Source organism: Flavonifractor porci (assembly GCF_037572415.1).
Lineage (GTDB): Bacteria > Bacillota > Clostridia > Oscillospirales > Oscillospiraceae > Flavonifractor > Flavonifractor porci.
The window spans coordinates 1-19884 of record NZ_JBBHLB010000016.1 but is presented as its reverse complement, the minus strand read 5'-3'; the positions used below and the strand labels follow the sequence as shown (position 1 = coordinate 19884).

17 protein-coding genes are annotated in these 19884 nt (G+C 60.7%); 10 read left to right on the top strand and 7 right to left on the bottom strand.

Going from position 1 to position 19884, the window contains the following annotated elements; genetic code table 11:
* Positions 1 to 56: 56 nt before the first annotated feature.
* The 7 genes from WHJ28_RS12905 to WHJ28_RS12875 all read left to right on the top strand — a co-directional run bounded on the left by WHJ28_RS12905 (position 57) and on the right by WHJ28_RS12875 (position 7974).
* The gene (locus WHJ28_RS12905; RefSeq protein WP_340042484.1) at positions 57 to 548 is read left to right on the top strand and encodes an RNA polymerase sigma factor; all 492 of its coding nucleotides are present in this window, start codon (positions 57 to 59) and stop codon (positions 546 to 548) included.
* On the top strand, positions 545 to 1960 hold the full coding sequence (locus WHJ28_RS12900; RefSeq protein WP_340042483.1) for a hypothetical protein: 1416 nt from the start codon (positions 545 to 547) through the stop codon (positions 1958 to 1960). The genes WHJ28_RS12905 and WHJ28_RS12900 overlap by 4 nt, the downstream gene beginning before the upstream one ends.
* 303 nt (positions 1961 to 2263) lie before the next feature.
* Positions 2264 to 3421 carry an iron-containing alcohol dehydrogenase gene (locus tag WHJ28_RS12895; protein ID WP_340042482.1) on the top strand — a complete coding sequence of 386 codons (1158 nt, stop codon included), beginning with the start codon at positions 2264 to 2266 and terminating at the stop codon, positions 3419 to 3421.
* A 128-nt stretch (positions 3422 to 3549) separates the two neighbouring features.
* Complete coding sequence (locus tag WHJ28_RS12890; protein ID WP_340042481.1) at positions 3550 to 4065, top strand: hypothetical protein; 516 nt, start codon at positions 3550 to 3552, stop codon at positions 4063 to 4065.
* 26 nt (positions 4066 to 4091) lie between these two features.
* On the top strand, positions 4092 to 4544 hold the full coding sequence (locus WHJ28_RS12885; RefSeq protein WP_340042480.1) for a hypothetical protein: 453 nt from the start codon (positions 4092 to 4094) through the stop codon (positions 4542 to 4544).
* A gap of 316 nt (positions 4545 to 4860) precedes the next feature.
* On the top strand, positions 4861 to 7533 hold the full coding sequence (alaS, locus tag WHJ28_RS12880) for an alanine--tRNA ligase (protein ID WP_340042479.1): 2673 nt from the start codon (positions 4861 to 4863) through the stop codon (positions 7531 to 7533).
* A 261-nt stretch (positions 7534 to 7794) separates the two neighbouring features.
* Positions 7795 to 7974 (top strand): DUF4250 domain-containing protein, encoded by a 180-nt coding sequence (locus tag WHJ28_RS12875; RefSeq protein WP_340042478.1) that lies wholly within the window; start codon positions 7795 to 7797, stop codon positions 7972 to 7974.
* A gap of 63 nt (positions 7975 to 8037) precedes the next feature.
* On the opposite strand, the gene WHJ28_RS12870 is transcribed toward WHJ28_RS12875, so the two are convergent.
* The 3 genes from WHJ28_RS12870 to WHJ28_RS12860 are packed head-to-tail and all read right to left on the bottom strand — an operon-like array spanning position 8038 to position 9916.
* Positions 8038 to 8682 carry an ABC-2 transporter permease gene (locus WHJ28_RS12870; RefSeq protein ID WP_340042477.1) on the bottom strand — a complete coding sequence of 215 codons (645 nt, stop codon included), beginning with the start codon at positions 8680 to 8682 and terminating at the stop codon, positions 8038 to 8040.
* Positions 8679 to 9539, bottom strand: coding sequence for an ABC transporter ATP-binding protein (locus WHJ28_RS12865; protein ID WP_340042476.1), 861 nt, complete (start codon positions 9537 to 9539; stop codon positions 8679 to 8681). The genes WHJ28_RS12870 and WHJ28_RS12865 overlap by 4 nt, the downstream gene beginning before the upstream one ends.
* Positions 9536 to 9916 carry a GntR family transcriptional regulator gene (locus WHJ28_RS12860; protein WP_340042475.1) on the bottom strand — a complete coding sequence of 127 codons (381 nt, stop codon included), beginning with the start codon at positions 9914 to 9916 and terminating at the stop codon, positions 9536 to 9538. The genes WHJ28_RS12865 and WHJ28_RS12860 overlap by 4 nt, the downstream gene beginning before the upstream one ends.
* Positions 9917 to 10072: 156 nt before the next feature.
* Here WHJ28_RS12860 and WHJ28_RS12855 point away from each other — a divergent pair, with 156 nt between their 5' ends.
* Positions 10073 to 11143, top strand: coding sequence for an alanine racemase (locus tag WHJ28_RS12855; protein WP_340042474.1), 1071 nt, complete (start codon positions 10073 to 10075; stop codon positions 11141 to 11143).
* 40 nt (positions 11144 to 11183) lie between these two features.
* Here the strand turns inward: WHJ28_RS12855 and WHJ28_RS12850 are convergent, their stop codons facing one another.
* Together WHJ28_RS12850 and WHJ28_RS12845 are read right to left on the bottom strand one after the other, a co-directional pair.
* On the bottom strand, positions 11184 to 12260 hold the full coding sequence (locus WHJ28_RS12850) for a DUF4179 domain-containing protein (RefSeq protein ID WP_340042473.1): 1077 nt from the start codon (positions 12258 to 12260) through the stop codon (positions 11184 to 11186).
* Complete coding sequence (locus WHJ28_RS12845; RefSeq protein ID WP_340042472.1) at positions 12241 to 12801, bottom strand: RNA polymerase sigma factor; 561 nt, start codon at positions 12799 to 12801, stop codon at positions 12241 to 12243. Before WHJ28_RS12845 ends, WHJ28_RS12850 begins: the two co-directional genes overlap by 20 nt.
* A gap of 186 nt (positions 12802 to 12987) precedes the next feature.
* On the opposite strand from WHJ28_RS12845, the gene WHJ28_RS12840 reads away from it, so the two are divergent.
* Positions 12988 to 15333: a SpoIIE family protein phosphatase gene (locus WHJ28_RS12840; protein ID WP_340042471.1), complete on the top strand. Its 2346-nt coding sequence runs from the start codon at positions 12988 to 12990 to the stop codon at positions 15331 to 15333.
* A gap of 49 nt (positions 15334 to 15382) precedes the next feature.
* On the opposite strand, the gene WHJ28_RS12835 is transcribed toward WHJ28_RS12840, so the two are convergent.
* Positions 15383 to 16258, bottom strand: a complete 876-nt coding sequence (locus WHJ28_RS12835) for a rhomboid family intramembrane serine protease (RefSeq protein ID WP_340042542.1) — start codon at positions 16256 to 16258, stop codon at positions 15383 to 15385.
* A 112-nt stretch (positions 16259 to 16370) separates the two neighbouring features.
* Positions 16371 to 18689: a polysaccharide pyruvyl transferase family protein gene (locus WHJ28_RS12830; RefSeq protein ID WP_340042470.1), complete on the bottom strand. Its 2319-nt coding sequence runs from the start codon at positions 18687 to 18689 to the stop codon at positions 16371 to 16373.
* Positions 18690 to 18963: 274 nt separating this feature from the next.
* Between WHJ28_RS12830 and WHJ28_RS12825 the strand changes: the two genes are divergently transcribed.
* A partial coding sequence (locus WHJ28_RS12825; protein WP_340042469.1) for a radical SAM protein occupies positions 18964 to 19884 on the top strand: 921 nt, incomplete at its 3' end.

Sequence of the window (19884 nt, the reverse complement as noted above, 5' to 3'; positions counted from 1 at the left end):
TTTTTTGTGACCTGAAGGCCCTCCCAGTCGTTATATGGGTGAAAGGAGGCGGTACGATGAAAGAAAACGACCCTTTGATCCGCCGGTTTGAAGCCGCCTATTCCGCCCACGGTACTTCGGTTTACCGGCTGGCCATGGTCTATCTGGGCCGCCCGGCGGACGCCGAGGATGTCACTCAGGAGGTCTTTCTCAAGCTGCTGTACAAGGCCCCCGCTTTTGCCGACGGGGCGCACGAGAAGTGCTGGCTGCTGCGGGTGACCGCCAATCTGTGCCGGGATCAACTGAAAAACTTCTGGCGACGGCAGACGGTGGCCCTGGACGAGAGCTGCCCTGTACAGTCAGGCCCGGATCGGGCAGTGCTGGAGAGCATTCTGGCTCTGCCCGAGACCTACAAAGGCCCTATTCACCTCCACTACTATGAGGGCTACTCGGTGGCAGAGGTGGCAGAGATCCTGAAGCTGAGCCAGTCGGCGGTCAAAATGCGGCTGAAACGGGGCCGGGAGCTGCTGAAACTGGAACTGGACACCGGATGGGAGGGAAGCGTATGAACACCCGGGATTATCGCAACGCAATGGACCAGCTGAACCCCGCCCCCGATCTGGAGGGGCGCATCAAAGAGCAGCTGAATCTGCCCCCCAAGCGGCAGGCACACCCCCGCAGGCTGGCAGGCAAGGTTCTTGTGGCGGCGGCCGCCATCGCCTGTACATTTATGGTTGCCATGGCGGTGAGCCCCCAGCTGCGAGCGGCGGTGCTCACCTTCTTCCACCTGGAGGAAACCGAGCAGGTGCCCGGCCCTGTGGGCGAGGCGCCGGAGGAACCGGAAATGACCCAGACCACCATTGACGGTCTGGTGGAGGCCCAGTATATCCGCCTCCCCAACGCCGGAGCGGGCTATGACTACGGCGTCGGCACCCTGTTCCAGGCGGAACGGGCCAACGACGGCACCCTTCTGGACCTCCACTACTGGGCGGCGGAAGGGGATCAGCTGGTTCCCCTGGAGACCCGTACCACCGAATTTTCCACCACCTGGGACGGCGTGACCTATACCGACACCGTCTACTGGTGCGAGTATGAGGGGGCGATCTCCTGCCATTGTGACGGCACCGCCGGCTATGCCCTGGACTACGACTGTAATGCCATCGCCATCCCCGGCTCTACCGACAGCGTCATCCTCCGTCTCAGCCAGGGCAGCCAAATGGACTACCGGCAGTACCCAGTGCTGCTGAACCTGGAAACCGGTGAAGTCACCGACCTGCTGGACGGCACCGGCTGGGAAAAGGCCGCGCCTCTGACTGACATACGGTGGACGAACGATCTGTCCGCCGCCATCCTGTCCAGCGACCGCACGGGCTGGTTCTACTGTGACCGCACGACCCAAACCACCACCGCCCTGGACGAGCTCACCGGCCTGGAGGTATTCAGCGCCTGGTTTGGTCAGGACGGCGCCCTGATCCTGCTGACCTGCTCGGGCCCCGACGGCGAATGTTATGATGTCTGGACCTGGCAGCCTGAGAACGGTCAGCTGAAGCGCACCTTCTCCCAGCTGCCGGTCTACCAGTCCCGGGAGGAGAACCCCCACGGCTTTCAGTTCTTCTTCGGCGGCAGACAAGGAATCTATGTGGCGGAGGACGGAACGGTGTCGATACTGGACCTGACTACCGGCGAGACCGCCATTGTGGAGGATTTCTCGCTGCCCCAACAGGAGAACGTCACCTTGATCCCCAACACCTCCGGCAGCAAGGTTCTGTTTGCCAGCTACGAGGGCCAGGCCGACGGACTGGGGATCTCCAGCCTGGGCGTGATGGACCTGGAAAAAGGTGTATTTACCCTGTTGGACCGGGAAAATTATGGTGCCCTGCAGGAGGGCTCCCTGAGCTGGTTCGACGAGGACCGGGTAGCCATCACCTCCCACGGCAAGGAGGACTACAACGAAACCTATCTCTACCTCTACCGGTTCTGACCGGCAGGCGGCCCGCGCATCTGCGCGGGCCGCCTGTTTCTTACACTGTTTCGTGTCGGAAACAGATTGTTGTTATTGTCACAACAAAGCGGAAATCGTTCCCAAATTCCAGCATTTTCAATTTTAAACTTTTTAGTTTCATTTCAAAATGTTGTCGTTATATTTTTAACTTATTCGTTATAAATATAACGATATTTTGTTAGAAAATAAACTTTCCAAAACATATTGACACTTTTAGTTTGGCAGATTATACTTGCGTCAATCATTTGGGCGCAGGCGCCCGGCACAAGGAGGAAATCTGCTATGTCCACTTACTACTTCCTGCCCACCCGCAATGTGTTCGGTGAAGGAGCCGTCAATGAGATCGGCGCACTGATGAGCAGCCTGAACGTCAGCCACGCTATGATCGTCACCGACAAGTTCCTGGCCCAGTCCGGCATGGCCGCCTCCATCCAGGAGATCCTGTCCGGCTCCGGTATCCGGTCGGTGGTCTTTGACGGGGCTGAGCCCAACCCCACCGACAAAAACGTGGAGGCAGGCGTGGCCTTCTTCCAGCAGAACGGCTGCGACTCCATCATTTCCCTGGGCGGCGGCTCCTCCCACGACTGTGCCAAGGGCATCGGCCTGGTGGCCAGCAACGGCGGCACCATCCACGACTACGAGGGCGTTGACAAGGCCACCAAGGATGTGGTCCCCCTGATGGCTATCAACACCACCGCCGGCACCGCCTCTGAGATTACCCGCTTCTGCATCATTACCGACACCACCCGTAAGGTGAAGATGGCCATTGTGGACTGGCGGGTCACCCCCAAGATCGCCGTCAACGACCCGGTGCTCATGAAGGGGATGCCCGCCTCCCTTACCGCCGCCACCGGTATGGACGCCATGACCCACGCCATTGAGGCCTATGTGTCCACCGCCGCCAACGTACTCACCGACTCCGCCGCTCTGATGGCGGTCAAGATGATCTACCAGTACCTGCCCAAGGCGGTAGCCAACGGCGACTACATGAAGGCCCGGGACAAGATGGCCTACGCCCAGTACCTGGCGGGCATTGCCTTCAACAACGCCTCTCTGGGCTACGTCCACGCCATGGCCCACCAGCTGGGCGGCTACTACAACCTGCCCCACGGCGTATGCAACGCCATCCTGCTGCCCTATGTGGAGGAGTTCAACCTTATCGGCAACCTGAACCGCTTCCGGGATCTGGCCCAGGCCATGGGCGAACAGATCGACGGCCTGTCCACCGGAGACGCCGCGGCCAAGGCCATCCAGGCCATCCGCACCATCAGCCGCCAGGTAGGTATCCCCTCCGACCTGAAGCAGCTGGGAGTCAAGCCGGAGGACTTCGAGGTCATGGCGGAAAACGCCATGAAGGACGTCTGCTGCCTCACCAACCCCCGCAAGGCCACCAAGGCCCAGATTATTGAGATCTACCGCCGGGCCTACGAGGGCAAATAAGAATCTCCGCCGGGCGTGCCTTAAGGTACGCCCGGCTTTGTCGCTCCTTGCTTTTATTGTTTTTCAATAAATTTATATTGACTTTCAGTTTTCCACATGGTAGGATGGCCTCGAAAGGAGCGATTCTTATGACTCCGTCACCAGCCTCCCGGTTTGGGGGATTTGCAGCGGGACACTTTGTGATCACCGCCCTCTGCGCTCCCCTGTTGTTGGTGTTGCCCCAAGTGTTTGCATCCGTTTCCTCACCGCTTCAGGCACTGTGGATGATGGTCCTCTATCTTCCCGCCGGGTGGATCATGGCTGCCCTCCGCGGCTGGAACCGGCCCACGCCGGAGGCGGGCATAAAGGCTGTTCTTTGGCCCGCCCTGTTGGCCTGGGGCTGGGCCTTTGGAGGGTGGCTTCTGCTTGTCTGTCCTTCCCTTCTCTCCGGCATAGGCTTCTGGATGCTGACAAGCACCTACTTTTTGGCGTGCCCCTCCTTTGTGTTCATGCTGGCAACTCTGGGGCAGAGCACAGATCTTACCGCCTGGAGCACCTTCGGCTTCAGCTGGTACCTCTCCATGTTTCTGGCCGGTCTGCTGCCGCCGCTGCTCTTCTTTCTGGGTTCTCTGCTGCCCCGCCCTGTCCGCACGGTCCGCAACTGATACGTCCCCCGAAAAAGAGGTCCGCGATGAAAAGAAAGCACATTCTATTGACCGTTGCCTGTCTCCTCCTTGTGGCCGGGTCCATCGGCTGGAGGATCCTCTCCAGCTATTCCCTGATACTTCGCCTGAACTGGGGAATCTCCATTCCCTTTCTGGCCCGGCCCGTTCCATGCTATGAAAAGGATTCCGGCCCCAGTTTTCTTGGGGACGGTATCCGGTACCATGTATTCTCCTATCAGTACGAGGATTTCATTGACCAGATGTTCGCCTGGGCCAGCGTGGACCGGGAAACCATCTACTGCGACAGCCTCACCCAGGCCGCCGAAACCTGGCTGGACGAGATTGAGGTCCCGGCTGAGTACCGCCCCGACTATGATGCCTGTTCCAACTGGTATCGCGCCAAGTCAGACAACAGTGAAATCATCTTTTTCTGGGACGCGGAACGGAACCGGCTCTACTGCCTGGAATCCTTTCTCTGACCGCTCGGCGCCGTTTCTCTCCGAAAAGGCGGTTGACAAAGGCGAAAAATGTGATAGAATAAGGCAGTTGAAGCGCGATGACGAAGCCAAGCAGACCACGCCGCGACAAGCGAGAGGGGAGAGTGAGAGCCCTCCGCGACACGAGCCTGCACGCCACTTCTGAGCGGCCCGGGAGGACCGGGACGATTCATCCCCGTTACCGGATGCAATGAGATGCGCCCTTTGGGCGCAGATCAGGGTGGTACCGTGGAGTGAACATTGCTCCGCCCCTGACATGGGGGCGGGGCTTATTTTTTTGCAGAGGAGATTGAATCATATGCCCAAGAAGTTCGGTCTGAACGAACTGCGCGAGATGTTCCTGTCCTTCTTTGAGACCAAGGGACACCTGCGCCTGCCCAGCTTTTCCCTCATTCCCCAGAACGACGCCTCCCTGCTGCTCATCAACAGCGGCATGGCGCCCATGAAGCCCTTCTTTACCGGCGAGCAGGAGCCCCCCCGCCACCGTGTGACCACCTGCCAGAAGTGCATCCGCACCGGCGACATCGAGAACATCGGTCACACCGCCCGCCACGGCACCTACTTTGAGATGCTGGGTAACTTCTCCTTCGGCGATTACTTCAAGAAGGAGGCTATTCACTGGGCCTGGGAGTTCCTGACCTCCCCCGAGTGGGTGGGCCTGGACCCCAACCGTCTCTATCCCTCCGTGTTCGCCGGCAATGAGACCACCCCCGCCGACGACGAAGCCTTCCGCATCTGGAACGAGGAGATCGGCATCCCCGCCGAGCGCATCTTCAAGTTCGGCAAGGAGGACAACTTCTGGGAGCACGGCTCCGGGCCCTGCGGCCCCTGCTCCGAGATCTACTACGACCGCGGCGAACAGTGGGGCTGCGGCAAGCCCGGCTGCACCGTGGGCTGCGACTGCGACCGCTATATTGAGGTGTGGAACGTGGTGTTCTCCCAGTTCGACAACGACGGCGAGAACCACTACACCGAGCTCAAGCAGAAGAACATTGACACCGGCATGGGCCTGGAGCGTCTGGCCTGCGTGTGCCAGGACGTGGCCTCCCTGTTTGACGTGGACACCGTCATGAACATCACCAACAAGGTGAGCGAGATCACCCACGCCCACTACGGCGAGACCGCCGCCAAGGACGTGTCTCTCCGCGTCATCACCGACCACATCCGTTCCGCCACCTTCATGATCTGCGACGGCGTGCTTCCCTCCAACGAGGGCCGGGGCTACGTCCTCCGCCGCCTGCTCCGCCGGGCCGCCCGCCACGGCAAGCTGCTGGGCGTCAACGAGCCCTTCCTGTATGAAGTGTGCGACACTGTTATCCACGAGAACGAGGGCCACTATCCCGAACTGCGGGAGCGACAGGACTATATCACCAAGGTCATCCGCACCGAGGAGGAGAACTTCGCCCGCACCATCGACGGCGGCCTGAAGATCTTCAACGAGATGCTGGAGGGCCACAAGGCCGGCGGCGAGACCGTGTTCTCCGGCGCTGACGCCTTCAAGCTGTACGACACCTATGGCTTCCCCATCGACCTGACCATCGAGATGGTGGAGGAGCAGGGCATGACCGTGGACCAGGAGGGCTTTAAGGCTCTGATGCAGGAGCAGAAGGAGCGTGCCCGCAAGGCCCGCGAGGCTCTGGGTGATCTGGGCTGGGCCGGCGTGGAGTTCGGCAAGGACGTGCCCGAGACGGAGTTTGTGGGCTACACCAACACCTCCATTGACGCCGCCAAGGTGGTGGCCCTGGTGGTGGAGAACGAGCAGGCCGAGGAGCTGATGCCTGGCGTGGAGGGCATTGTGGTGCTGGACAAGACTCCCTTCTACGCCGAGATGGGCGGCCAGGTGGCCGACCACGGCATCATCACCACCGCTGCCGGCGCTCAGTTCCAGGTCACCGATGTGCAGAAGAACAAGGGCGGCAAGTATATGCACTCCGGCAAGCTGACCGAGGGCACCCTCAAGCTGGGCGATACCGTTACCGCCTCCATCGATGTGTCCCGCCGCAAGGCTGTTATGCGGGCCCACTCCGCCACCCACCTACTGGACAAGGCCTTGCGCACCGTGCTGGGCGATCACGTTCATCAGGCCGGCTCCCTGGTGGAGGAAGACCGGCTGCGCTTTGACTTCACCCACTTCTCCGCTATGACTGCCGAGGAGCTGGGGCAGGTATCCGCCATGGTCAACGAGGCCGTGCTGGAGGGCTACGACATCCACACCGACGTGCTGCCCATTGAGGAGGCCAAGCAGCGGGGCGCCATTGCTCTGTTCGGTGAGAAGTACGGCGATACCGTCCGCGTGGTAGATATGGGCGAGGGCTACTCCGTGGAGTTCTGCGGCGGCACCCACCTGGACAACACCGCCAAGGTGGGCGTGTTCCACATTACCAGCGAGTTCTCCGTAGCCTCCGGCGTCCGCCGTATTGAGGCCACCACCGGCGCTCAGTCCCTGAAGATCATGAACCAGAACCAGCAGAAGATCTTTGAGGCCGCTGCGGTCCTCAAGACCAAGCCCAGCGAGCTGCGCGAAAAGGCCGAGCAGACCATTGCCGAGCTTCGGGAGCTGCGCCATATGGTGGAGAAGTTCAAAGCCAAGGAGGCCGCCGGTGAGACCGAGCGTTTCCTGATGGGCGGCCATACCGTGGGCGAACTGAAGGTACTCACCGCCACCCTGCCCAACGCCGACGCCGCCAAGCTGCGCCAGATGGGCGATATGCTGCGGGACAAGCAGCCCAACGTAGTGGCTGTGCTCTCCGCCGTCAATGACAACAAAATCACCTTCCTGGCAGTGTGCGGCAAGGACGCCGTGGCCAAGGGCATCAAAGCCGGCGACCTGGTGAAGCAGGTTTGCTGCTGCTGCGGCGGCAAGGGCGGCGGCAAGCCCGACAGCGCCATGGGCGGCGGCTCCGACGTCCTCAAGCTGGACGACGCCCTCGCCAAGGTGGACGACTTCGTGGCTGAGAAACTGGGGCTGTAAATCGCCATCCCAGTTGTCATCACGGGCGTCGTCCAGCCCCGCCGCAAGTGCGGCGTCCCAAGCGTTTTGCCAAAGGCAAAACCTTGATGCCGGGCGGATTCATTCCGCCCGAGCAGATGTAATAGATGGGGCCCCCGCACGACATAGTCGTGTGGGGAGCGACGCCCTCGCCAAGGTGGACGACTTCGCGGCCGAGAAACTGGGGCTGTAAGCCGCCCCCATTTTGAAGTATTTTAGACACAGAAAGTAGGCATATTCTCTATGTTTCCCCAAGATCCCATGATTCTGCTCAGTTACGTTAACACCAAGCTGCGGGACTTCTATCCCTCCCTGGACGCCTTGTGCGACGATCTCCAGGCAGATAAGGACGAAATCTCCAAGAAGCTATCCATCCTGGATTGTCAGTATGATCCTGCTCGGAACCAGTTTGTACGGCTGTAACTTCAACAGAATCAAAATGGGCCCGCTGCACAGCGCAGCGGGCCCATTTTTCTATCCCGATACTCAAAATTCCTTTTTTGCGTAGATCCCCTGTGCGATGAAATAGGAGATCAGGTAGCTGCCTATGGCCAGCAGCCCGCAGAGGATGGGCAGGGCGGTCAGCAGCCATGCCGGCGGGGGCGGCAGAACGATTTGGCTCTTGGATAAGCTGCCCAGCAGCATAACCCCACCAAAGATAGCTACAAACGTGATCATACTGATGACTCTGGCCTTTTCCGCCCCATATTTAAGCAGAAACGGCAGGATGATGGCGTCCAGCACCAGAGTGAGCGCGCCGCAGGACAAGGTAACGAGCAGCAGATCATCCAGCGTTGTCTCGGTCAGTCCTGCCAGGGACAGGCATACCATCAGGCCCGCCGCCACCGCCACACTGACCACGATCACCAACAGGGTGAACACATATTTCCCTGCCACCACGCCCCGCCGCCCGGCAGGGGTAGCGATCACATAGCGGTCCCAGTGGGCGGCATCGTCCAGAGCCACCGAGGACATGGGAATGGTGAGTCCAAACACGGAGATAAGAACGCCCAGGATGGAGAAGTCAAACACTCCGGTAATGCAGAAGCCGCCGTACACGAAGAGAAAAATCACCAGCGTGGAAAGCTGCTTGCGCAAGGCCGCAAAGTCCTTATAGATCAGCCCGGTCATTGGGCATCCCCCTTTCCGGTAAAGACCATGATATCCTCCAGGGTGACGGGGTCCACCGTCAGGCCCGGATAGCGCCGGGTAAAGGCGTGCCGGTCCTTCACCAGCGCTTCGCACCCAAACTGCCCCATCCGGCTGCCCGACAGCAGGGACCGGTCTACCCGCTCCAGATCGGTGCGGCTGCACACCAGCTTGCCGTAGGAGTCCAGCAGTTCATCCTTGGCGCCAGTAAGTACCGCCTTGCCCTTATGGAGGTAGGTGATATAGTCCGCCGCCTTCTCCAGGTCGCTGGTGATGTGGCTGGAAATGAGGATAGAGTGCTCCTCGTCCTGAATGAAGTTGAGAAACTCATCCAGGATCTCATCCCGCACCACCGGGTCCAGGCCGGAAGTGGCCTCGTCCAGAATGAGCAGCCTGGGGCTGGCGGCAAAAGCGGCGGCAATGGCCAGCTTCATTTTCATGCCCCGGGAAAAGGTCTTCACCGTCTTTTTCTCCGGCAGTTCAAACTTCCGCAGATAGTCCCCGTAGCACGTTCCATCCCAGTTGGGATAGAGTTTGGACAGGATCTTGCCGATCTGGACCGGGTTGAGGGTGTCGTGGAAGAGGGACTCATCCAGCACCACTCCCACCTGGGATTTCACCGTCCGCTCGTCCCGGAGGTTATCCAGCCCAAAGACGGAGATCTCCCCGCCGTCCCGGTGGATCAGATTCAGAATACATTTGATGGTGGTGGACTTCCCCGCCCCATTCTCCCCGATCAGGCCCATAATGGTGCCGCCGGGCACGGTGAAGGACACGTCGTCCAGTTTGAAGGCGCCGTAGTCCTTGGTGAGATGGCATACTTCCAATGCGTTGTTCATACGATTTCCTCTCCATACAGAAGGCTGAGGGTCTCGGTCAGCTCCGCCAGGGTGACGCCGCCGGTCTTGGCGATGTCCACCGCCTGGGAAAGATGCTCCTCCGCCCGGCGGAGGGTCTCCTCCCGGACCAGCTCCAGGTTCCGGGGGGCCACAAAGCACCCCTTCCCTGGCACGGTGGTGATAAATCCGTCCCGCTCCAGCTCTTCATAGGCTCGTTTGGTGGTGATGACAGAAATACGCAGTTCCCTGGCCAGCAGCCGCATGGAGGGAAGGGCCTCCCCCTCGGCCAGTTCTCCCCGGAGGATGAGGCCCTTCATCTGCCGGGTGATCTGGTCATAAATGGGCACGCCGCCGGAGTTGCTGATGATGATATCCATAGGTATACCTCGCGTCGTTGTTATACTGTATATACTCGACATATACAGTAATAACACACAGACACACAGTTGTCAAGGGTCCGGAAAAATTTTCTTGCCAGGAAGAGCGGGAACCGGTATGATGAGGATAAAGGATCATCAAAGGAGGAACGTGTCATGTATGCGCCTATCCTGGAGATCAACACAAAAAAAGTGGCCGAAAACGCCAAAAAGCTCCATGATTTCTGTGTATCCAAGGGAGTAGAGCTGGTCTTTGCCACCAAAGGCTTCTCCGCCCGCCCGGAGGTGATCCGGGCGGCCATGGCAGGGGGCATCACCTCCTTTGCCGACAGCCGGATGAAGAATATCCTGGCCGCCAAGGAGGCCATCCCTGGCCTCAAGTACCTCCTCATCCGCATCCCCGCCATTCCGGAGGCGGATGATGTGGTACGCTGGGCAGACTGGAGCCTCCAGAGCCAGATCGAGGTGATCCGGGCGGTATCGGAGGCCGCCCTCCGGCAGGGCAAGGTCCACCCCATTATCCTGATGATCGACGTGGGGGACCTGCGGGAGGGGGTGTTCGGCCGGGAGCAGCTGGACGAGATCGTCCCCCAGATCCTGGCCTGCCCCGGCGTGAAGCTGGTGGGCCTTGGCACCAACGTGGGATGCTACGGCAGCGTGCTGCCCTCGGTGGACAATACCGCTATCCTGGTGGAACTGCGGGACTACCTCAACAGAGCCTTCGGCTGCTCCATCTCGGTGCTGTCAGCGGGAGGCACCTGCGCCCTCAAGCTGCTGGAGGACGGAGCCATGCCCGCCGGGATCAACCAGCTGCGGGTGGGCGAAGCGGTGCTCTACGGCGAGGACACCACCGGTAACCGGTTCCTGGACGGCTATCATCAGGATGCCTTTTTGTTCAAGGCCCAGGTGGTGGAGCTGCGGCGCAAGCCCTCGGTGCCCCTCGGTGAGCTGGGCCGGGACGGCAAGGGAGACACCCCGGAATACCCCGACCGTGGGGTGCGACTGCGGGCCATCTGCGCCGCCGGAAAACAGGACGTGGCCTGGGCCGCCCTCACCCCCACCCTGCCGGGGGCGGAGATGATCGGGGCCAGTTCCGACCATTTGATCGTGGACGTGGAGGACTGCGGCGGACGGGTACAGGTGGGCGACTGGCTGGAGTTCCGGTGCGGCTATATGGCGGTGCTGGACGCCACCACCTCCGCCTATGTGGATATTGTGGTGAAATAAGTATAAAAGATCCCGGACCACTGGTCCGGGACCTTTTTGCCTATTGAGTTGTGTCCGGCAGGAAAATGGAGCAGTCTCCGAACTGGATATGGTCGATCCTCTCCAACGGAATGGGGATGTCAAAGGCGGAGACACCGTAAAAGTAGTCCAGGCCGCCTGGTCCATCCGGGCCTGGATCGCCATATCCGTTTGCCCCGTTGATGGTAACGGCAGAGCCATCCTTGCAGACCAGTGTCAATTCATAGTGGACAAAGGGACCCGCGTCCGAAGGATAGGAGAGGGTGAAGCTGACCGACAGCGGGGAGAGGATCAGCGATTCCAGCGTGACCATCGCCCGGGTCTCTGTGTCCAGGCGGGCGACCCCGGCAGGGTCCACCTCCACAATCTCGCTCTGGTAGAGGTGATCCAGTGCGAAGCTCCACGTTCCCTCCAGAACCACAGGCTCCTCCCCGGAGGTGCTTTTCCGGGGGCGGAGCGCCAGATCGGTGAGATACAGGGTCTTGGATACGCCGTCGTTCCAGTCTACACCGCCCGGCCGGCCATAGAGGATAAAAACCAGCTCCAACACATTGTCCCCAGGGGTGCTGTCCGGCAGGAACCGCGCCTTCTGTAACCCCCAATCCAGCCTCTGGCCGGTGACGGTGTCCCGCAGGTCCACATCCAGGAACACATGGTCCTCCTGGGTACCCATATCGGGCAGGACAGTATCTTCCGGGGCCTCCACCCGCAGGCGGAGATAGCAGTTGTACGCATCAGACACCGAGGCCAGCGGGGTAATGGTAATGCCATTGCTGGTGGAGGGGGACAGATCGGTAGTACCCATCTCGTCCAGCAGAGCCTTCTGCCCCTCGTCCAGGGGGGCGCTTTCAAGGGTAAAGAACGAATCAAAGAGATTGCCGGGGCCCCAGATTTGATAGGCGGCCACAGCAGAAATGGTAAGCGCCGCCGCCACGGCGGCACAGGCCGCCAGCCGGGGCAGCAGCCGGCGTTTGGGTTTGGTATGCAGCAGCTTCATGGTGCGTTCCCGTATCCTTTCCGGGGACACCTCCGGCCCGGGAGGAAGCTCCACCGAGCGGTCCTCCCAGCCATCCATCAGGTCAGAGATCCGCATTTTCACAGAGATACCCCCTTTTCAACAGTAATTCCTTCAGCTTTTTACGCCCCCGGTGGAGGCGCACCTTGACGGTGGAAGGGTTGACGGCCAGGGCAGCGCCGATCTCGGCCACCGTCTGGCCGTAGTAGTAGTGGCGCAGGAAGATGGCCCGGTCCTGAAGGGACAGGGAGTCCAGCAGCTGTGCCACCAGGGCCTTCCGCTCCGCCTGCTCCAGAAAATCGGCAGGCCCCGGATCGCCGGAGGGCTCCAGGTTTAGAAGATCCTCCTCCAGAGGCAGCTCCTTCCCCAGTTCCCGCAGGCGGTTTTTGGCTCTGTTGCGGACAATCGCACTGAGATAGCCCCGCACCCGGCCGGGCACCAGCTTGTGGGCGTTATTCCACAGGGCCAGGAAGGAATCGGACACCACCTCCTCCACATCCCTGGGGGCGTCCCGCAGAATGGAGGAGGCCACCCCGCAGGCAAAGGCCATGTCCCGGTCCATCAAAGCCTCCAGGGCGGCAGGGTCCCCCCGCTTCATCCGCTGGATCACTTCTCCTTCCTCCATCCGCTCACCTCCACACTTGAAAGCGCTTTCACCTATCTTAACACAAAAAACGAGCATCTGGTTTCAACCAACACAGACCAAACCCAAAACCGCGCCGTGTTCCGACCATATTTTTCCAATTTATAGGTTACACTGTCTCTGATACCGGAAGGGCAAATACGCCCCAAAGCAAAGGAGACAGGGACCATGGCAACAAAAGAGAAGCTGAAAACCAAGGCGGCGCGGCTGCGGGAGGAGGCCCGGGAGACGGGAAAGGTGGTATTCCGTGCTCCGGCGCTGGTGCGCTTTGCCGAGTGCGTCATCCGCTTTTTGCTGGGAGCCCTGCTGGCGGGGGCAGAGATCTTCGGGGGCTATGCCCCCTTTGGGCTGGGACTGGTGGGAGCCTCCGGCTCCGGCCTGGACGGCTTCTGCGCTCTGCTGGGGGCCTGCTTTGGCTACCTGACCATGGAGGGCTTTGTGGAGGGCCTGCGGTACGCGGCGGCCTGTGTGCTGGTCTTTTCGGTGGCCTTCGCCTTCTTTGATGTGGGGGCCTACCGGAAAAGCTGGTTCATGCCTTTGGCGGCCGCCGCCATCGACGGGGTCACCGGCTTCATCTATCTGTCCGACCAGGGCTGGACACCGGAGAGTCTGATCTTCTTTGGCACTGAACTGTTGCTGTGTGGGGCATCGGTGTACTTCTACCGCATTGCCTTCACCCCCTGGACCGAAAAGCGGGAGGAGGAGGGGCTGACCGCCCGGCAGACCATCAGCCTGCTGCTGCTGTTGGGTTCCCTGCTGCTCACCCTGTCCAAGCTGACCCTGCTGGGAGACCTGTCGGTGGGCCGCTTTGCCGCCGCGGTAGCGGTAATGGCTGTGGCCTACAAGGGGGGCGTCAGCATCGGAGCCACCGCCGGCGTGGCAGTAGGTCTGGGCATGGACCTGTCCACCGGCGGGATGCCCTTTTACGCCATGGCCTACGCTCTGTCCGGGGTGATGACCGGCGTCTTCCACCGCCAGGGTAAGCTGGCCGCCACTCTGGCCTATGTGCTGTCCAACGCGCTGGCGGTGCTGTGGACCTGGAAAGACGGGCTGTACATTCCCCTGCTCTACGAGGTGTTTGCCGCCTCGGTGGTCTTTCTTCTGCTGCCGGACAAGCTGCTGCGGCAGGTTGGGGCCCTGGTAGCCCGGGAGCCCAAGCACGGCACCCAGGAGCGGGCCATGGCCTATGTAAAGGCTCGGATGGAGGACACCGCCGCCGCTTTCAAGAGTCTGTACGAATCCATGCGGGGTACCCTCCACACAGTCCGCCCCAACGACAATGATACCGCCGCTATCTTTGACCGGGCGGCAGACCGGGTGTGCAAGCGCTGTCCCCTCCAGACCTCCTGCTGGCAGCGGGACTATGTGTCCACCTACAATGCCCTCAACGACGCCCTGCCCGCCATGCTGGAGCGGGGCCGGGGCGATGGTGGCGACTTCCCCGCCTATTTCTCCAACCGCTGCATGAAGTTTGCCGACTTCCTCACCGCCGTCAACGAGGAGCTGGCGGGTCTGCTCTACCGGCGGCAATACCAGAGCCGTCTGCGGGAGAACCGGGCGGCGGTCTGCCGGCAGTACGGCGAGCTGGCCGAGGTACTGGGCGCGGCGGCGGCAGAGCTGAGTGCCGAGCTGATTCCCGACCCGGTGCGGGAAAAGCGGCTGCGGCAATATCTCACCGCTCAGGGCCTGGAATGTGAGTTGGCCGTGTACTACGACGAAGCAGGCCACTTACGGGTAGAGCTGGAGGGGGCTGGGCTCTCTCCCCTGCGGCAGAGCAGCCAGGTAGACAAGCTGGCCAAACTGATGAACTTCCCTCTCCGTCTGGTGGAGGAGGGCCGCCGGGACAGGCTGGTGCTGGTGCAGAGTGAGCCGCTGATGGCGGTGGCCGGAGTAGCCGCCCGGAAAAAGGACGGACAGATCGTATCGGGAGATACGGGAGCCTGGTTCAAGCACGATGACGGCGCACTTTATGTACTGCTGTGCGACGGTATGGGCTCGGGACGGCTGGCCCAGCGGGAGAGCACTCTGGCGGTGCGGCTGCTGGAGCAGTTCCTGCGGGCCGGGGTGCGGCCGGAAAACGCCCTGCGGACCCTCAGCTCCGCCCTGGCCCTCCGGGGGGAGGATGAGATCGGCTTCACCACCATCGACCTTTTGCGGGTGGACCTTTTTACCGGCGAGGGGGACATCTACAAATACGGAGCGGCCCCCAGCTATGTGAAAAAGGGAACCGCCGTCAGCCGGGTCACCGGCTGCGCCCTCCCTGCCGGGTTGGCTGGGGGCGAAGGCGGCGCTCCCGACGCGACCCACTTAAAGCTGGAGGCGGGAGACTGCGTGCTGCTCATCAGCGACGGAGTCACCGGCGGACAGCCGGACCAGTGGGTGCGGGACAAACTGGCCGCCTTTGACGGTCAGAGCCCCCGGGAGCTGGCCCAGGAGCTCATCGACGCGAGCGATCAGCAGGCTGGCACAGCAGACGACCGCACCGCCCTGGTGCTCCGGCTCAACAAGCGGTAGTATAAAAGGCGGCCCCATCGGACTTCCGATGGGGCCGCCTTTGGGCTTTTTATTCGATGTGGACGTGGTTGTGGATGTGCTCCGAGCAGTAGCAATAGTAGCCGTTGCACTTGGAGCAGTACCGGAACTCCTCGTCGGGGTAGTCGGTGTCGGTCTTGCCGCAGACAGCACACTTGTGGATATAACCCTTGGTTTGCTGGGCGTGCTTGGCAGCCTGCTTGAAATTGACGGTCTGGCGGGAGTGGCGGTGGGCCGTCTGCCGCTTTACCCGGCCCAGGCTGGCCATCAGGTCATCCCAGAAGAAGATCAGGTAATTCAGGATGGCCACGATAGGAATCACGGCGCCGATCAAGGCATACATTCCCACCCTGGGTATCTGCACCAGATTGTAAATGATCTCGTAGGCAAAGAGAGCGGCGTCCAGCCATGCCAGCCACTTAACTTTGATGGGGATCACAAAAAAGAGCAGCACCTGCATCTCCCCGTACAAGGTGGCAAAGGAGAAGAACATGGACAGGTTGACGTAGTGCATGGTGGCAGTGACCGCAGGCACCGGGAAAAAGGCGTATAGCACGAAACCGGCGATGATGTTGAGCACCAGTCCCAGCAGATAAAACACCGTAAACTTGGTCACGCCCCACTGCCGCTCCAGGATGGAGCCGATCCAGTAGTAGAAATACAGGGAGATGGCCAGGAAAAAGAGGTTACTGGTGGTAGGCACAAAGATAAAGGTAACCAGCCGCCACACCTCACCCTGCAAAATAAAATAGGGGGCGAAACACAGGGCAGAGGACAGGGAAAAGCCCTGACTGAACTGATCCAGCAGCCACACCAGAACATTGCCGATGACCACCACCAGCATCAGGTTGGGGATGCCGAACCGGGGATGCTTATAGCAGAACCGGTCCAGCCATCGTTGTATCACACTCAAAAATCATTACCTCCCGAGGGGCGGCTCCGCCGCCCCGCTTCCATGTGTGCCCAGTGTATCAGGGCATGGGAGAAAATTCCCAAACAAATTGTAAACATTGTATCCGTTATTTCAGGATCTTGCGGATTTTCTCCTTCATCTTGGGGGTGAGCACCTTGGCTGCCGCCCGGTAAGGCAGCGGGGGCGGGGTGAGGTACTTCTGCTCCACCTGGTCGAAGGGCATGGCGGCAAAGGCCGCGAAGAAGGCCCCGCGTTTGGCATTGTGAGTCAGAGGATAGGCCAGACGGGGATTGCCCGCCACCGCCTCGGCCAGAGGCCGCTCCACCTGGCCCAGCTTGTCCGCCAGTGCGTCAAAGACCTTCTGACCTTTGGCACTGTTAACCAGCACCAGGGAGACCCCCTTCTCCCGGTCGGTGGGCAGCTTCAGCTTGGGGTCCAGGCCCCAGAAGTCACCCAGAGTCAGATCCGCCGGGCGGCTGACGCTGGTATACCGGCACTTGGCGCACACCGGCCGCAGGAAGAGCTGCATCCCGAAGCCCCGGCCAAAGGTGGTACGATGGAGCGGGGTAGTGGTGCTGCCTCCGTCGGCAAAACGGACCGTCATATGGGAGTGGGACCAGCCGTGGGCCTTATCCCGGAACCGCAGCCCGGTGACCGGCGCGCCGTGCTCCATGCCCAGCTTTTTCAGATAGGCCTGGAACACCGCCGGAGAGGGCACACCGTTGCACACCAGATCACAGGTAAGCAGGTTGTCGTAGTCCCGGCCCAGGTAGTGCTTCAGGCCGTCCACCTGGCAGGCAAGGCCGGTAAAGAGCACCGGCTTACCCGCCTCCAGCTGTTCTTTCACCTGATGGAAGGTTTCCCCAAGATCGCTCTGAACATACTTGGAACCCCGCATGGCGGCCACTTCCTCCATGGAAGCGGCACAGGCATGGCGCACCGTCATATAGCCGTCAAAGGCGGCGCCGAATACCACGCCTCCCTGGTCCAGCACATGGCCGGCCAGCAGAGAGAACACACCGCCGGAGGAGCTGCCCGAGCGCACCTGGTCGTCTTTGTTCCAAACCCCGTGGGCGCAGTTGGGATCAGGGCCCTTCACCGGCTCAGTCAGGGCGGGGCAGGCGCTTTCGCACCTGCGACAGAGGATGCACTTCTCCCCCACCACAGGCCGCAGGAAGCCCTCATGGTCGGGTTTCATCTCAATGGCTCCCACCGGGCAGACAGCGGCACAGGCGGTACAGCCGGTACAATCCTCCGCCTTACAAAGGTTGGGCTTGGCCTGCTCCTGGGCCGCGCCCATTTCCTCCGGCAGGGCGGTGCCCTCCACCGCCGCTTTCAGATAGGCCAGGGAGTCCGCCCGAGCGGCCTCCAGCTTCTCATAGACCTTGTCATAGTCCATCTTGGCGTCGATGGGCGCAGTGGTATCCAGACCGATGATGCGGTCGGCGCATCCCAGCCGGGAGAGCAGGCTGTAGATGCGGGAGAAGGTGGGCTCCCGCCGCTCCTTGGGGGACATGGAGGTGAAGAAATCCTTCTTGAACTGGAGGGAGAAGGCCGCTCCGTGGAAGGAGTTGGTCACCACCGCGGCGGCGTGCTGGAACAGGCCCAGGAACTCCCGGGGGCCGGCGTCAAAGACGATCTCTTTGGCCCCGTCGATTTTCCGGCGGGCTCCCGCCAGCTGGACGATGGGCCATCCCGTCTGCCTGGACAGGGCCTGGGCATAGGGAGCCGCCTCTCCGGGATCGGAGACAAAGTAACACAGGATGTAGGGACCCTGGTGTCTGGGAGCCGCGGCCAGCTTGCCCCAGTCCTCGCCGTTGAGCAGCAGGGTGGGGTCCAGCACCACCCGGGCCTCCCGGCCGGCCACCTGACGTACCAGCACCTGGCCCCGCTTCTCACGGACCGCCAGTGCGGAGAAGGGCTCCAAAAAGCGCTTCAGCTCCGCTGACTTGTCCTCCGGCAGCTGAGGCACGCCCAGGCTGGGGGCGTAGGCAATGCGGCGGCCCTCCTTCACGAAGTCCAGCAGGAAAGCGGGATCAAACTGCTTGTCCTGAAAAATGTAAGGATTCCAGATCTGATCGCTGCCCGACACATAGACGTCGTAGGGTGGAGGCGCGTCCTGAAGTTGTCTGAAATCGGTATACCGCCGGGGAGACAGCTCCATCTCCTCCGCCACAAAGGCCTCAAAGCGCTGGAACCGGCGCTGGAAGGCGGCGTAATGGAGGGCGGTATGGGCATCTGACGCCATATCCCGCACAGAGGTGCTCTTTTTGAACAGCCCGTTGGTGCGGGTGGTATGGGGCAGACGGTAATCAATGATCTGGCACTCATGCCCCAGGCGCTGAATGGCCTTCATAGTGGCCAGAGCCTGGAGCTGTGCGCCATAGTGATGAGCAAAATGGAATGTGATGAGACCGGTGCGCATAGGCTCACTCCTCGTTTGCAGGCTATCCGTAATGATTCTATTTAGTATACCACAGGAATGGGCCGTTGTATATCGTCAGAATGGAAATCCGCTATTTTCATAGACATTCCGCTCCTTCTGTCGGAAATATTGACAGGATTTCTATTTTGTCTATGGTATTGCGGACTGTGAACCTGTATGATATCCTATAGATTATTGTGGATAGGCCGCTCCTCCGTTTTTTAGGGGAAGCCGGCCGTCATCATGCTATCGGGCGAAAGGAGGGTATACAGCTATGAGCATTCCGGCCCGGCTCAAGGCATTTGGCATCTCCAAAGCCCTGGATTATCTGGATCGTGACCCTGATACCAATCTTCCCAGGCTGATGGAGTGGCTGGGCAAATATGCCGGGGAACGGCTCCCTCCTCCCTATCAGGCCTTGTTCCACCAGGTCATGACCGATCCGGATAACAACTGGCACCAGTTGATCCGAAGTATGTATACCGATATCGACAACCGCATTCTGAAGAAGATCTTTGAAAATTTCATCATTCACGGCCATCTACTGGATTGGCCGGCGAAAAAAGCGGCCGGACAGCTGGGACAGGACGAGGCGCCCTGGTCCGTGATCATTGATCCCTCCTTCCCCTGCGCCATGGACTGCACCGGCTGCGGCGCCTCCATTTTCGGGGTACGCCCCTCCATGGAGTTTGACAGTCTGGACGAAGAGCTGGAGGCCCGCAAGTCCAGAGGCTGCCACCTGTTTATTTTCAGCGGAGGCAACCCTCTGGTCCGCCAGGAGGAGATCATTGCCCTGTGCAACAAGCATACCGACTGCGTTTTTGCCGTGTTTACACCGCCCGTCTCCATTACCTCCTCCCTGTGTGAGGATCTGCTGCGGGTTCGTAACCTCTTCCCAGCCATTCAAGTGGATGTAGATCCTTCCGACGCTCAGCGGGCCTCCCTGCTTCTGAAGGCATATAAATTGCCCTTCGGCGTGGCCTGTCGTTGCACGGCGGATAACGCGGATCTGGTGGCTACCGCAGATTATTACGACCGCGTCATTGACAGCGGCGCCAAATTCTGTTGGTTCTTTACCTGCCCCGCCTACGGTGGGCCGCGCTCCCCCTCTCAGGAACAGCTGATGGATCTGCACTGCCGGATCCAGGCTTTCCGCCAGACCAAGCCCCTGCTTACTCTTGATTTCTGGGACGGG